Annotated in this window: 14 protein-coding genes and 1 rRNA gene; 14 read left to right on the forward strand and 1 reads right to left on the reverse strand. The window is 41.8% G+C overall.

All coding sequences use genetic code 11. The annotated features are described in order from the left end of the window. Positions 1-88 precede the first annotated feature (88 nt). The 8 genes from BM043_RS18580 (at position 89) to BM043_RS18615 (ending at position 9,051) form a co-directional block, all read left to right on the forward strand. Complete coding sequence (locus BM043_RS18580; RefSeq protein ID WP_092794596.1) at positions 89-622, forward strand: RNA polymerase sigma factor; 534 nt, start codon at positions 89-91, stop codon at positions 620-622. Further along, complete coding sequence (locus BM043_RS18585; protein WP_092794563.1) at positions 622-1,449, forward strand: anti-sigma factor; 828 nt, start codon at positions 622-624, stop codon at positions 1,447-1,449. The genes BM043_RS18580 and BM043_RS18585 overlap by 1 nt, the downstream gene beginning before the upstream one ends. A gap of 94 nt (positions 1,450-1,543) precedes the next feature. Beyond that, entirely contained in the window at positions 1,544-1,999 is a 456-nt protein-coding gene (locus tag BM043_RS18590) for a DUF2721 domain-containing protein (RefSeq protein WP_092794565.1), read from the forward strand. Continuing rightward, positions 1,996-2,946 carry a glycerophosphodiester phosphodiesterase family protein gene (locus tag BM043_RS18595; protein WP_092794568.1) on the forward strand — a complete coding sequence of 317 codons (951 nt, stop codon included), beginning with the start codon at positions 1,996-1,998 and terminating at the stop codon, positions 2,944-2,946. Before BM043_RS18590 ends, BM043_RS18595 begins: the two co-directional genes overlap by 4 nt. Further along, positions 2,936-3,955, forward strand: a complete 1,020-nt coding sequence (locus BM043_RS18600; RefSeq protein ID WP_092794570.1) for a threonine aldolase family protein — start codon at positions 2,936-2,938, stop codon at positions 3,953-3,955. Before BM043_RS18595 ends, BM043_RS18600 begins: the two co-directional genes overlap by 11 nt. Positions 3,956-4,117: 162 nt before the next feature. Then, entirely contained in the window at positions 4,118-5,380 is a 1,263-nt protein-coding gene (locus BM043_RS18605; protein WP_092794572.1) for a replication-associated recombination protein A, read from the forward strand. Positions 5,381-5,649: 269 nt separating this feature from the next. Next, on the forward strand, positions 5,650-6,981 hold the full coding sequence (locus BM043_RS18610; protein WP_092794574.1) for a M16 family metallopeptidase: 1,332 nt from the start codon (positions 5,650-5,652) through the stop codon (positions 6,979-6,981). A gap of 27 nt (positions 6,982-7,008) precedes the next feature. Continuing rightward, complete coding sequence (locus BM043_RS18615) at positions 7,009-9,051, forward strand: M16 family metallopeptidase (protein ID WP_092794577.1); 2,043 nt, start codon at positions 7,009-7,011, stop codon at positions 9,049-9,051. A 58-nt stretch (positions 9,052-9,109) separates the two neighbouring features. Here BM043_RS18615 and BM043_RS18620 read toward each other — a convergent pair whose 3' ends face one another. Continuing rightward, entirely contained in the window at positions 9,110-10,753 is a 1,644-nt protein-coding gene (locus BM043_RS18620; RefSeq protein WP_092794580.1) for a M61 family metallopeptidase, read from the reverse strand. Between the two features lie 143 nt (positions 10,754-10,896). Here BM043_RS18620 and rpmH point away from each other — a divergent pair, with 143 nt between their 5' ends. The 6 genes from rpmH to BM043_RS18650 form a co-directional block, all read left to right on the forward strand. Next, on the forward strand, positions 10,897-11,055 hold the full coding sequence (gene rpmH / locus BM043_RS18625; protein WP_073570883.1) for a 50S ribosomal protein L34: 159 nt from the start codon (positions 10,897-10,899) through the stop codon (positions 11,053-11,055). A gap of 48 nt (positions 11,056-11,103) precedes the next feature. Then, positions 11,104-11,496, forward strand: coding sequence for a ribonuclease P protein component (gene rnpA / locus BM043_RS18630; RefSeq protein WP_092794583.1), 393 nt, complete (start codon positions 11,104-11,106; stop codon positions 11,494-11,496). After that, positions 11,480-13,141 carry a S41 family peptidase gene (locus BM043_RS18635; RefSeq protein ID WP_092794599.1) on the forward strand — a complete coding sequence of 554 codons (1,662 nt, stop codon included), beginning with the start codon at positions 11,480-11,482 and terminating at the stop codon, positions 13,139-13,141. The genes rnpA and BM043_RS18635 overlap by 17 nt, the downstream gene beginning before the upstream one ends. Positions 13,142-13,145: 4 nt before the next feature. Next, entirely contained in the window at positions 13,146-13,832 is a 687-nt protein-coding gene (tsaB, locus tag BM043_RS18640; protein ID WP_092794586.1) for a tRNA (adenosine(37)-N6)-threonylcarbamoyltransferase complex dimerization subunit type 1 TsaB, read from the forward strand. Continuing rightward, positions 13,829-14,335 carry a DUF2480 family protein gene (locus tag BM043_RS18645; protein WP_092794589.1) on the forward strand — a complete coding sequence of 169 codons (507 nt, stop codon included), beginning with the start codon at positions 13,829-13,831 and terminating at the stop codon, positions 14,333-14,335. Before tsaB ends, BM043_RS18645 begins: the two co-directional genes overlap by 4 nt. A 362-nt stretch (positions 14,336-14,697) precedes the next feature. Then, positions 14,698-14,947 (forward strand): 16S ribosomal RNA (locus BM043_RS18650); the annotation flags it as partial.

Raw genomic sequence — 14,947 nt, forward strand, 5'->3', positions numbered from 1 at the left:
TGATGATTTATAAAAATATATTGACACCAGGCCGAAACATTCGGTCTGGTGTTTTATTTTTAACCCAGATACCTTTTAAAAATTGATTTTGGAAGAAATACAATTAATCGCAGGGCTGCGCTCCAGAGACCGAAAAACTGTAGAATATCTGTATGACAAATATTCTACGGCACTTTTTGGAGTGATTTCCAGAATTATTTTGGACCGGGACATTGCAGAGGAAGTTTTTCATGATGCATTCATTAAAATCACCCGAAAAATTGATTTTTACGATGAGTCCAAAGGACGATTGTATACCTGGATGGCCAATATTTGTCGTAATTCTGCGATTGATAAGTTACGGTCCAAAGAATTTTCACAATCCAATAAGACCAATCCGATTGAGGATTTCGTATATGGATTCGAAAGTGAATCAGGAACCCTACAGCAGGTGGATGCAATCGGAGTGAAGGAGTTGTTGAACCAGCTAAATGAAGATCAAAAATTTATAATCGAGTATATTTACTTCAAAGGGTATACGCATTCGGAAATTTCGGAGGAATTTGAAATTCCTCTCGGAACAGTCAAGTCCCGAGTTCGGGCAGCAATTCAAGTATTAAAAAAGAACTTAGACCGCATCTAGTGAATATTCAAGAATACATAGCATCAGGCAAACTCGAGCTATTCCTTTTGGGAGAGTTGACAGAGCGGGAGCGTGAAGAAGTGCTGGATCTGGCTAAGGAATATCCTGAAATCCAGCACGAGTTGGACGCATTGGAAGAGGCGATGTTTGCCTTTGATCAAATGACAGGGGCAGTGCCTTCGGCGAAATTAAAAAGTGATATTTTTGCTAGTTTGGAGGATGAACTTCAGTCTCCAAAGCCGAAGGAAAAATTGAGCGATTTGCCTAAGCTTGAAGGTAAAGTGATTCAATCTTCCTTTTGGAAAAACTTTGCGGTAGCAGCATCTCTCGCTGCAGTGTTAGCCTCGGTAGCTGCAATATATTATGCAGGGAAGTTTTATGATACCGATCAGCGATTTACTGCACTTCTCGAAGAGCAGCAAGTCATGGCGGATAACCTCAATCAAGTCACTCAGGAGTATGAGCAGACTGATTCACGATTGGATCGATTTGTAGCCGGTGATTTTAAGCGAGTCGAGATGCTTGGGGAGTCACTCGAAATGCAGAAAGACGCCAAAGTGGATGTCTTCTGGGATCAAGGAAAAGAAGAGGTTTTCATCGCCGTGAATCGATTGAATTCGCTGAGCGCCGAGTTTGATTATCAGCTTTGGGCAATAGGTCCTGATGGCCCGATTGGTATAGGCATCGTTGATCCTACCAAGCCATTTAGCTTGCAGCAAATGAATGCTGTAGCCGAGGCAGGAGTTTTTGCGATTACCATCGAACCTAAAGGTGGTTCAGAATCCCCGACATTGGATAAGTTGGTGGTTTTGGGCGAAGTAGCTTAAGATTACTTCTAAATCATTTGGAGCCCGGTCTATTTGATCGGGCTTTTTTTGATTCCTTTGAATAAACTTGTATTCTTATCCGTTTAGAAATCTCATGGAACTAGAACTTTCGACCCCCGCACTTTTATTTTCGGCCATCACGCTTTTGATGCTGGCTTTTACCAATCGATTTTTGGCTATCGCAAATTTGATTCGTGGGCTGCACAAAAAATTTAAAGAGAGCCCGGACGAGGAGGAACTCGTCGTGGAGCAGTTACACAATTTGCGAAGGAGGCTTTCACTGATCAAAAACATGCAGCTCTTTGGCATTTTTAGCTTTTTATTGTGTGTGATTTGTATGTATTTGCTGTTTCAGGGATACACTGTGGCGGCTAATTGGATTTTCGTTGGGAGTATGGCTTCCTTGTTGATCGCTTTAGGCCTTTCGCTGATTGAGATTCAAATTTCGACCAAAGCCCTGAACTTGGAGCTGTCGGATATGGAGGAAGTATTTCGGTCACGAAAGAGCAGTTTGGATTTTATCTTCAAAAAAGAGAATAAGAAAGAATGAGAATATATTTTGGGTTGCTGATTCTATTGATTGGATTTCAGGCCTGTCAATCCCAACAAATAAAAGAAGAAAATTCATCAGTACTTCCGGGGGAATTAAACCGGATTTCGGTATTCAATGTAGCGGATGCCCGACAGTTCTATACTTGGACTTCTGACCGAGTTCCGTTGGTTTCCGCCCACAGGGGAGGACCTTATCCGGGATTTCCGGAAAATGCGATTGAGACTTTTGAAAATGTCCTCAAATACACGCCGGCAATCATCGAATTGGACGTGGCTATGACCAAAGATTCCGTGTTGGTTTTGATGCATGATGATGAATTGGATCGGACAACCAATGGAACGGGAAAGGTGAATGAGGTCAGTTATGAATACATTCAAAGCTTGTTTTTGGAAGACATGGATGGGGATTTGACCGAGTTTAAGGTGCCGACTTTGGAGCAGGCATTACTTTGGGCCAAAGGAAAGGCACTTCTCACTGTGGATATCAAGCGGTCAGTGCCATTTGAAGAAGTCGTCAAAATCATCGACAAAACAGGTGCTGAAAGTTATGCTGCTTTGATCAGCTATACCTTTCCAGCAGCTAAAAAACTCCATTCGCTCGCTCCCGAATTAATGCTGTCTGTCACAATTCGGAATGGAGAGGAAATCAAGCGTTTTGAGGAGACGGGTATTCCTTGGGATCGTGTGATTGCATTTACTGGATTGGCCGAAAGAACCCGAGAATTCAATAATCAATTGCATCAAAACGGAGCCTTTACCATTTTGGGTGTTTTAGGCAATTTAGATCGAAGTGCCATCAGCCGAGGGGATGAAATCTATGTGAGCTTCGTCCAAAACGGAGCTGATATTTTAGCCACAGACCGACCGATAGAAGCAGCTGCAGCAATCCGTGGCCTTATACCCAATCAAAGTTCAAAATCTAGTTATTTCGAATATGCTAATTGACCTGAGAAGTGATACCTTGACCCGGCCGACTCCGGGAATGAAAGATGCGATGTTTGCCGCACCTGTTGGTGATGATGTTTTTGGAGAAGACCCTACCGTCAATGCCTTGGAGGAAAAAATCGCCAAGCTTTTTGGGATGGAGGCAGCGATTTTTTGCCCATCCGGTACCATGACCAATCAGATTGCTATTCGGCTACACACTCAGATTCAAACTGAAGTCATTTGTCATAAATACTCTCACATCTATCTCTATGAAGGAGGCGGAATTATGGCCAATTCGCTCGCTTCGGTTAAATTACTGGATGGGAATTTGGGAAAAATTACCGCCGTCCAAGTTGCCGAATCTATCAATCCGGATGATGTTCATGCTCCCGAGACAACATTGGTTTCTCTCGAGAATACTATGAACAAAGGCGGAGGAAGTATTTACACCTTGGCCGAGGTCAAACCCATACGCGATCTTTGTCAAGAAAAAGGCATCAAACTTCACTTGGATGGTGCCCGACTGTTCAATGCCTTGGTGGAAACTGGTGAAAGTCCTGCTGATTGGGGCGAGCATTTTGACACCATCTCCATTTGCCTGAGCAAAGGATTAGGTTGCCCTGTCGGATCAGCTTTAGTAGGAAGCAAATCCGATATCAAACGAGCGAGAAAAGTGCGAAAAGCATTTGGCGGTGGGATGAGGCAGGCAGGATTTTTGGCTGCAGCCGGGATTTACGCGCTGGATCATCAGGTAGAAAGATTGAAAGAGGACCATACCCGAGCGAGAGCTTTGGGTGAAATACTTCGTAAACTGCCTGTGGTATCGGAGATTTTCCCTGTGGCCACCAATATTGTGATTGCTAGACTTGATGGAATTACACCAGAGGAATTCATGAAAAAGCTTTCAGACAAAAACATCAAATCCGTCAAGTTTGGAAAGGACTTGGTTCGTTTTGTGACGCATTTGGATTTTGGAGACGAGCACTTAGAGGAGTTTGAGAAAAGGATAAAAAATGGTTGGTTATGACAGTTTATGAATCAATCGTCTAGTTCAAACTCCATAAGGCCTGAAAAGGCCTTTTTTTATGCTATTTTGCAATTCTCAAAAGGAAATTAAATCCGAAAGTAAAAATATCTTGATACTCGATACTTTCTAATTTCTTGCCTCTAATCTCTTGCTTCTACGAAAATGAATTCTACTCCTCTAGCCGAACGCATGCGCCCTACCCGATTGGAAGACCTGATTGGACAGGAGCATTTGTCTTCCCCTTCGTCTTTTTTGCATAAGGCCATCAAGTCAGGAAATGTACCCTCGCTGATTCTTTGGGGTCCTCCGGGAGTGGGGAAGACTACGATAGCAAATATTATCGCCAATGAAATCAAGGCGCCATTTTATACGCTATCGGCGATCAGTTCAGGAGTCAAGGACATCCGCGAAGTCATCGAAAAGGCAAAATTTCAGATGGGTGTGGTCTTATTCATCGACGAAATCCATCGCTTTAATAAATCTCAGCAGGATGCGCTTTTGGGAGCAGTGGAAAAGGGAGTTATTCGACTAATTGGAGCGACAACGGAAAATCCTTCCTTCGAGCTCAACTCGGCTTTGCTTTCCCGCTGCCAGGTTTTTACCCTGAATCCTTTGGGTCGAGCTGAGATGGAAGCGATGATGAAGCAAGCTCTGAAGAAAGATGTAGAGTTGAAAAAAGTAAGCGTTGATTTGCAGGAAACAGATGCATTGTTGCGGATTTCGGGAGGAGATGGGCGAAAGCTTTTGAACTTGCTGGAAATAGTTATCGACGGGATCAATGAGAATCCTTGCGTGATCACGGATGAAAAAGTGATGCAGATCGCGCAGCAGAAAGTAGCACTATATGACAAATCAGGAGAGCAGCATTATGATATCATTTCGGCTTTTATCAAATCCATCCGTGGTTCCGATCCCAATGCCGCTGTGTATTGGTTGGCCAGAATGATCGAAGGAGGAGAGGATGTGAAATTTATCGCGCGTAGATTGGTCATCTTGGCCTCAGAAGACATAGGAAATGCGAATCCGAATGCCTTGCTTCTAGCCACCAATTGCTTTGAGGCGGTCAAAATTATCGGCTATCCTGAGGCAAGAATTATTCTTTCTCAGTGTGTGACCTACTTGGCGAGTTCGCCCAAAAGCAATGCAGCCTACCTGGCGATCAACAAAGCCCAAGCTTTGGTCAAAGAAACGGGCAATCTATCGGTTCCTTTGCACTTGAGAAATGCTCCGACTAAATTGATGAAGGACCTGAATTATGGAAAATCCTACAAGTATTCCCATGACTTTCCGGGTAATTTTATCGAGCAGGAATTTTTACCCGAGGAAATTAAAAGCATCTTACTTTATCAACCGGGAGAAAATGCCCGCGAGAATGAATTGCGAAAATACTTATCGAGCAAGTGGAAAGGGAAATATGGATATTGAAAGAATATTTGAGATTTATCAAATATTGAATTGATAATCGTATAGAAAAACGACTAAAATCTAGAAATTGGATGAAATTTGGTCTCTGGCCAAAAATTAATAGTTCGATTCTTTTTTTGTTTCGATAAAATGTATGTTTTTTAGTTCGAAATTTAGGCTGAAAGGCTAAAAAGTTCTTTTTGGGACCGATTAATGTCCATGATCGGACAGTCTAAACAAAACTATTTCTCGATAGGATATAATAATTAAACTAACCACAAATTTTTGCTATGAAAAAACTAGCTGCATTAGGCATGGTTGCGGGAATGCTGAGTCTGCCCGCCCTCGCCCAAAACAAGATTGATTTTAGGGAATTTACCCTGGATAATGGTTTACATGTGATCATGCATCAGGACAATACTACCCCGATTGTGATTACCTCGGTCTTGTATCATGTAGGATCGAAGAATGAAAACCCGGATCGTACGGGATTTGCTCACTTCTTTGAGCACTTGATGTTTGAGGGAACCGAAAACATCGAGCGGGGAGAATACATGAATATTATTCAAGGTCGTGGAGGAACACTCAATGCATTTACCTCAAATGACATCACTTACTATTATGAGCTACTTCCGTCTAATGAACTGGAACTCGCCTTATACATGGAGAGCGAGCGAATGCTTCACTCAAAAGTGGATGAAACAGGCGTGGAAACCCAGCGTGAAGTGGTAAAAGAAGAAAGACGTCAGCGTTACGAAAACCAGCCTTACGGAACCATCCTTCCCGAAACGCTAAAGCGAGCCTACGCTGAGCATCCTTATCAGTGGGCACCAATTGGTTCGATGGATCACTTGAATGCGGCCACGATTGAAGAGTTTCAGCAGTTTTACAAGGATTTCTATGTGCCAAACAATGCTACCTTGACCATTGCCGGTGATATTGACTATGCCGAAACGGAGGCAATGGTTCGTGATTATTTCTCCGAAATTCCAGAAGGAGAAAAAGCAATCTACAGACCCAATGTCACCGAACCGAAAAAGACAGCAGAAATTCGGGATGTCATTTATGACAATATCCAAATCCCCGCAGTGATTCAGGCGTATAATCTTCCTCCTCAGAATCATCCCGATTCCTATGCGATGAATATGCTTTCTACCTATTTGACCGGTGGGAATTCTTCTTTGATGACCAAAGAATTGGTGGATAAGCAGCAGAAAGCACTAGCCATAGCCGCGATTCCTCTGGAACTGGAAGACGGCGGTCTATTTTTGATGTACGGCATTACCAATATGGGAGTAGAACCAGAAGCCTTGGAAACTGAGATTGATGGACTTCTAAAGAAAGTACAGGAAGAGGGCATCTCAGATCAGGATTTTGAGAAGCTGAAAAATATTATTGAAAATAATATTGTGAGCGGAAACTCTTCCATGGCGGGAATTGCCCAGAATTTAGCCCAGGCACACGTGATTTATGGAGATACCAACTACATCAATCAAGTAATGGATGCCTACAGCAAGGTGACTCAAGATGATATCAAACGGGTTGCTAATGAGTACCTTAATCTTGACGGGAGGGTAGTACTTTATTATCTGCCAAAACCAAAAGATTCAACTACTGAATAATTGTTTCAACTCAAATCTTAAAATCATATGAAAAAGATAATAAACACAATCGTATTTGGGCTTTTGGTAGTTACATCCGGATTTGCCCAAGTAGATCGTAGCAAGCTGCCAGCCTCTGGTCCAGCCCCTGAGATAAAAATTGGCGATGCCGAGACTTTTACCTTGGATAATGGACTTAAAATATTCGTAGTCAATAATGATAAGCTTCCTCGGGTTTCCTTTTCCTTGGTGTTGGATAGAGATCCGCTTTTCGAAGGAGATAAAGCCGGGCTTACCGGTTTTGTAGGGCAGATGCTTACCTCAGGAACCACCAATCGAACCAAAGATCAACTTGATGAGGAGATTGACTTTATCGGAGCAAGTCTTTCGGCGTCTTCTACCTCTATTTTCGCGTCTTCCCTGAAGAAGCACCAAAAGAAGGTACTGGAGTTGATGGCAGATGTGCTTTACAATCCTTCTTTTCCAGAGGAAGAGATGGAGAAGATTCGTAAGCAGACTTTGACGGGATTAGCGACCAGTAAAGATAATCCCGATGCAATAGCTTCTCGTCTGGCAGCAGCAATGGTATATGGCAAAGACCATCCCTACGGCGAAGTGTCTACAGAAGAGACCATCAAAAACATTAGTGTAGATGATGTCAGAAACTACTATCAGACTTTCTTCAAGCCTAATATTGCCTATTTGGTAGTCGTGGGAGATATGACTAAAGCAGAAGCAGAGCAAGTAGTTGGAGATTACTTTTCACGATGGGAGCAAGGGGATGTTCCTTCTTTCGACTATCCAACCCCTTCCCGCACCAATACAACCAAAGTAGGTTTGGTAGATCGCAGTTCTTCAGTTCAGACCGTCATCAATGTGTCTCAGCCTGTTGAGTTAAAATTAGGCGATAAAGACTATATCCCCAGCAGATTGTTAAACCAGATTTTGGGCGGAGGGTCTTCCTCGCGTCTTTTTGTGAATCTTCGGGAGGATAAAGGCTACACTTACGGAGCATATTCTTCTATCGGTTCGGATCGATTGATAGCTCGATTCTCGGCCAATGCATCGGTAAGAACCGAAGTCACAGATTCTGCCATGGTAGAAATGCTCTATGAAATCAACAAAATTGTGGACGAAGGCGTGACCGAAGAAGAGCTTGAAAAAGCTAAGGCAAATCTATCAGGTTCTTTTGGCAGATCGCTGGAAAGCCCTCAGACCATTGCCAATTTCGCACTCAATATAGAGCGATACGATCTGCCAAAAGATTTCTATGCGAACTATCTAAAAAACCTCAATGATTTGTCCGTCGAGGATATCAATGCTACTGCAAAACGATTGATCGATCCGGATAAATTGTATGTCATGGCTGTAGGGAATGGAGATGCCATTAAAGATAAACTGGAGCAGTTTGGTCCGATCACGATGTATGACAATCTCGGTTTTGAGGCAAAAGAATTGACCGCAGATGCAGATATGACTGCTGAGAAAGTAATCGAAAATTACCTTGAGGCGATTGGTGGTGCGGAAAGCGCACGAAATATCAAAACTGCCAAAGTCACGCTTGTCGCTGAAGTGATGGGGAATAGTCTGACTATCGATGCCGTCTATGATGTGGCAGGCAAATATGGACAAAAGACCAGTGTCATGGGAAATGTGATGCAAAGTACGACGCTGATTGGGGATGAAGGAACAGTTTCGATGCAGGGCCAAACCATGGAAATCCCTGAAGATCAATTTGACATGGCAAAGATTAATTCCTACCTTTTTCCAGAAGCGATCTATCAAGATCTCGGATATACGCTTCGCTTGGATGGATTAAAGGATGTAGAGGGGACACCGGCTTACAAAGTAGCCATAGTGACTGATTCGGGGACTGAATTGGTGAATTACTACGATCAGGAAACAGGATTGAAGATCAAAAATGAGAATCCTGTGGCAGGAGATACCTTTTATTCAGACTATCAGCCGAAAGCTGGAGTTCTGATACCAATGATGTGGACGATCAAATCAGCGATGATTCCCGTGCCGATGGAGGCTAAAGTTTCCAATCTGGAAATCAATCCTGAGCTCACTGAGGAAGATTTTAAATAATAGAACTAGCCATACTGAAAAGCGGGATAATTTTTTATCCCGCTTTTTTTATAGTTTCTCAGCTTCTCCAAGAGGCGAATAAGTCGCTTTTTTCATCCAATAAGTTGAGTTTGTAATTTGGGTAGAAATTTCCACCAGGTTCAGTAAATTCAAAAGTCAGCAATTGTCCGTTTGACCTATACACTGAGATATTGGTGGTGTTGCTATGCTCGATTGATTTGATCTCATCGCCGATCATTAGTTTAGAATAGGCGGGACTTTTTGGATGAATTCGTTGGATTTTATTTTCAAGATGAATCAATCCTAAAGATCGAGTGATTATGTCTTCGTGTGCGTTTTCCGATAAGGATAACCCGATTTGAGGAAGAATTTTTTTCAGTTCATCCACTATGGATTTATTGCCTGAGATAAAACTTTGATAAAAGTCCGTGCTGTCCCAAATAGGGGTAGACCGAGAGATCATCATCCAAAATGAGCCATCTTGATAGGCTTTGTTTTTTCGACCAAATCGATCAAAAGCCTGCTTCATTATTTTCGAAAGAGAGCTACCACTATTTCGAAGATGAATATCTAATGCCCAGGCAATAAGAGCCCCATTGGCATAAATATTTTGCTTCTTTTCAGGAATACCGGTTTGGTATCCATCAATCCAGAGGTCAAAGGAAGACTCTAAGATGTTTTGGTTTTGCCATCCAAAATCCTGGGAGACCCGATTGATTACCCGCTCCATTTCAGAAAAATATTCCTGATCCAGATATAAATCGGATTTCAGCATATACCAATCGCCCATATACGAAGTGATTCCTTCTAGAATCCAACCTGATTTGGTGTAATTTTCTTTTGAAAAGTCATAAGGAAAAATCTCTTTGGGACGAATCGCGCAAACATTCCAGGCATGATAGAATTCGTGGGAACTCACGCCCAGCAAATCTTTCATGGCTTTGGTTTCAGTTAGGCTTTTGGCTGGACCATAAGTAATCACGGTGCCCCGAAGATGTTCTACTCCATGATAATGTTTGTAGGGAAGCAATTGGTAAATGAAGTGGTATTCCTTTTCGGGAAATTCACCAAAATCCTCGAGCTGGACTTTTATGAAAGCTTGAAGAGATTTCAAAAATTCAGCTTGGTCAAAAACTACCTCCCCGTGAATCCAGCAATGGATATTAATGTCATTCAGCAGTATTTGCCACTGAGTCAATTGATGTGCCGCCAGAAAGGTGGAGTCCGCGACTTGCTGAAAATCAACTGCCTCATATTTCCCTTTAGAAATTTTCGGTAAGGTGCACAATTGCTCTGGAAATCCCGGAAAGATAAAATCAAAAGAATAAGCTTTATTGGTGGTTCCCTTGACTTCAAAGCAACAGTTGACCAGATTAAGATAAATCTGTTGATCATCTACCCAGGAAGACCCGGCGTCCATTTTTGCAGCAAAATATTCATAGCATACTCGATAAAATCCAACCTCAGAGGCATTGAATACCCAGCAATCTTTGCTTGCTTTTTCCCAAAAAACCGGTTGATTATTTGAATCAAAAAGAGAGAAAGATCGGATATTTTGGGCATAATTTGCAATCTGATAGCGACCTGCCCGCCATGCCGGAAGCTGAAGTTTGACCGAATTTGGAATTTTGATTTCGATTTTCAACTCGATCTGTACAAATTGGCTAGTGGGCGTATGGCACGAAAAGGAATAGTGAATCATAAAAGAAAATTAACGGATTGATATTCAATAATTGTATAGCAGGAGTTTGAATTTAATAAAAGGCTGCATATCTTTGCAGTCCTTTTTGGAGGGTATGTCCAAGGGAGCAAGTTAAGAAAGCATTTAGATAAAGATATTCGATCATGAAAAGAACATTTCAGCCTTCTCGCAGAAAAAGAAAGAATAAGCACGGATTTAGAGAAAGAATGTCCACTGCCAACGGCAGAAGAGTTCTTAAAGCACGTCGTGCAAAAGGAAGAAAAAAATTGTCAGTTTCTTCCGAAAAGACCCTGAAGAAGTAATTCTTTGAGGTAGTTTTCGTATGTTTCTATGCGAATTGACTCCTTGTGATGAATTACAGATTCCCTAAAAATGAGCGATTGTGCGCTCAAAAATTAATCAAGGAACTTTTTAACGAAGGTTCCTCTTTTTTTTTATACCCTTTTAAGGTTCTCTACCTTAAAAAGGATTCGCTGGAATGCCACCAAGTTTTGATTTCTATTTCTAAAAAGAAGGTGAAAAAGGCCGTTCATCGAAATCATCTCAAGCGGAGAATTAAAGAATCCTATCGGCTTAACAAACATTCACTTCGGGCTGAAGAAGGTTTTGCGTTATTTGGATTGATTTATGTGGGTTCAGGACTGATGGAATATCGGGAGTTGGACCAGAAGGTCAAACTGATTTTAGATAAATTGCAGACCAAGCTTTCCGATAAAAATGAAAAAAATGAAGATAAAAAATAATAAAATTATTCTCTGGACACTGTTCAGTGTGCTCGCATTTTCCGGAATATTTGCCTTTAACACGAAGAATGATAAACTTTTCGCGCTGGCAAAGAATATTGACATTTTTGCGACTATGGTCAGGGAACTGGATTCCTATTATGTGGACGAAATCGATCCTGATGAGTTGGTGACCGTAGGGATTAATGCGATGCTGGAGGAATTGGATCCTTACACAGAATATGTGCCGGAGGAAGAATCAGAGGATTTTAGAATGCTGACCACAGGAGAATATGGTGGAATAGGAGCTTTAATCGGAAATCGAGGTTCGGGTAATATTATCATCATGCCTTATACTGGTTTTCCGGCGCAGTCCGGCGGATTGAAAATCGCAGATCAAATCTTAAAGATTGATTCTATCGATGTGTCGGAAAAAGCGACTGGGGAAGTTTCGGATCTGCTCAAAGGTCCGGCAAACACGCCAGTCAAATTAAAGGTGAAGCGAAATACAGATACCTTGGATTTTGAACTTGTACGAAGAAAAATCTCTTTAAAAAATGTGCCGTTTTACGGTAAATTGGATCAAAAGACAGGCTATATTAAGTTGGGGGATTTTACGAAAAACGCATCCAATGAAGTCCGTAAAGCGTTGATTGACTTGAAAAATCAAGGATCAGAGCAATTAGTATTGGATCTGCGGGACAATCCTGGAGGGCTTTTGGGAGAGGCCGTGGAGATCGTCAATTTATTTATCCCAAAAGGGAAGGAAGTAGTGAAGACGATCGGGAAATTGGAAAATGTAAACTACACTTACAAAACCTCCAAGTCCCCGGTGGATAAAGATATTCCGCTTGTGGTTTTGATCAATGAGCGAAGTGCTTCTGCGGCTGAAATTGTGGCTGGAGCACTGCAAGATTATGATCGGGCAGTTTTGATTGGGCGAAAGTCATTTGGGAAAGGTCTGGTTCAAACTACCGTTCCGCTGACTTATAATGCTCAGATGAAAGTGACCACCGCCAAGTACTACATTCCGAGTGGCCGATGCATTCAGGCAATCGATTATGCTCAAAGTAGGGAAAATGGTGCGATTACTTCAGTTCCGGATTCACTTCGAAAAGAATTTAAAACCAAGAATGGTAGAATTGTATTAGATGGTGCCGGAATCGAACCTGATCAGATGGTAGAAACCGAAAGCTATGCCCCAATTTCCTATAGTTTGGTGGCGAGAAGCCATGTGTTCGATTTTGCAACTGAGTACTTTTACCAGCATGACTCGATTGGAGATCCTTCCACCTTTGAGATTACAGATGAAGAATACCGTGATTTTGTGGCCTTTCTAGACGGAAAGGAATACGATTATACTACCTATTTGGAAAAATCGGTGGAGGATATGCGGGAAACCGCAAAAAATTCACCCTTGTATGAAGAGATCAAAGCTCAAATCGAGGAACTTGAAAAAAAAGTGAATCATAGCAAGGAGCAAGATTTGATTACTTATCAAAAAGAGATCAAAAAAATAATTTCCGAGGAGATCGTTTCCAGGTATTATTTTCAGGAAGGTATGATAGAGGCAAGTTTAGAAGAGGATAAAGATTTGTTAAAAGCAATTGAGATTCTGGCTGAGCCCAAAAAATTAGATTTGATTTTGTCAGCTTCCGCAAAATAATGAGATGGCACTGATTTTATCCTTGGAAACATCTACGGACAATTGTTCTGTTGCCCTTCACAGAGAAGGTGTATTAATATCTTTAAAAGAGTGGGGGGAAAGGGGAGGACATGCCTCAAAGCTTCCGGGTTTAGTTGATGAGGTCATGGAGGAGGTAGAAATACAAGCAGAAAATCTTCAAGCTGTAGCTGTCTCGGAGGGTCCCGGGTCTTATACGGGGTTGAGGATCGGGGTTTCCACTGCAAAGGGTTTAGCCTATGCGTTGGGATTACCCTTGATTGGCATCAATACACTTCAGTCCCTAGCGATTCAGGTGTCAAATCCAGAGGAAGGGAGTATTATTATTTCCCAAATTGATGCACGTAGAATGGAAGTTTATGCTCAAGTGTTTGATAAAAATGGTGATCCATTATCCGAAATTTCACCTGAAATTCTGGATAATGAGAGCTATGGGGAATTTTTGGCGGAGCAAAAAGTGTATTTCATAGGAAACGCAGTAGAAAAGATGTCCGCCACCCTATCTTCTTCCAACGCCGTATTTATTGAAGGAGAATTTTCAGCCAAATGGATTGGACCACTTGCCTATCGAAAATTTACCGAAAACAAATTTGAGGATGTAGCGTACTTTGTGCCCAATTACTTAAAGGAGTTTCAAGCACTTCATTCTAGAAAAAATCCCTTACTGTCATGAGTGAAATTGTAAATAGAGTGGCTCAGAGCCCAATTGTTTCCATCAATCTTGAAGATTATTATCCTAGGGAAGACCGTGTGGTTTTTGATCTAAAACCTTTTCTTTTTCAGGAATTAGTATTGAGAGAGAAAGAATTCAGGTTGGCGTTAAAAGAATATGATTGGTCTGAGTTTGATAATAAGTGGGTTGCCATTACTTGTAGTGTCGATGCGATTATTCCTACTTGGGCTTTTATGCTGGTGGCTACCTTTCTTGCAAAAGCTAAGGGTTATGTTATCGGGACTAAGGAAGAATTGGAGTTATTTATAGCTGAGCGATGTATTTCTGATTTGAACCTAGAGAATGTAGAAAATGCGCCGGTAGTAATCAAAGGATGTAGTGAGATTTCGATTCCACTTTTTGCCTATGGGAGGTTAGTTTCAAGGATTCAGGATCGGGCAAAATCCATTATGTTTGGAGAGCCATGTAGTACTGTTCCGCTCTATAAAAAACCAAAAGGCTGATTTTAAGCGAAATGAGTTTTTGAGGGAAAATTCCTTCAATTTTTATGCATTATTCATTTGCTAAATCTGCTTATCTCACCTATGTTTGCACTCCCAAATGAGAAAAGTCTCTGGGAAAAAAGTTATTGAAAAGAGGCAGATGAAATAAAATCAAAATATTTCAATTCGGATTTTGGTAGATAAAAAAACATTCCGATATTTGCACTCGCTTTTGGGGAAAGTACTCCTCACAACCTCTTGAAATGTCAAGAGAAAAGTTCTTTGAAGTGATGTAAGGCGAAAAAAATAGTAAAAACCTGAGAGAGAAGGGGACTGGTCCGGCGATATGCTTTATTGCCGGTCAGAGTTACAATAGACAACATACAATGGAGAGTTTGATCCTGGCTCAGGATGAACGCTAGCGGCAGGCCTAATACATGCAAGTCGAGCGGTAGAGGAGCTTTCGGGTTCCTTGAGAGCGGCGCACGGGTGCGTAACACGTATGCAACCTACCTTTTACAGGGGGATAGCCCGGGGAAACCCGGATTAATACCCCATGGTACTATTGATCGGCATCGTGATATAGTTAAAGATTTATCGGTAAAAGATGGGCATGCGTCTGATTAGCTAGTT

The organism is Algoriphagus hitonicola (genome assembly GCF_900113375.1).
In the GTDB taxonomy this organism is placed as follows: Bacteria; Bacteroidota; Bacteroidia; order Cytophagales; family Cyclobacteriaceae; genus Algoriphagus; species Algoriphagus hitonicola.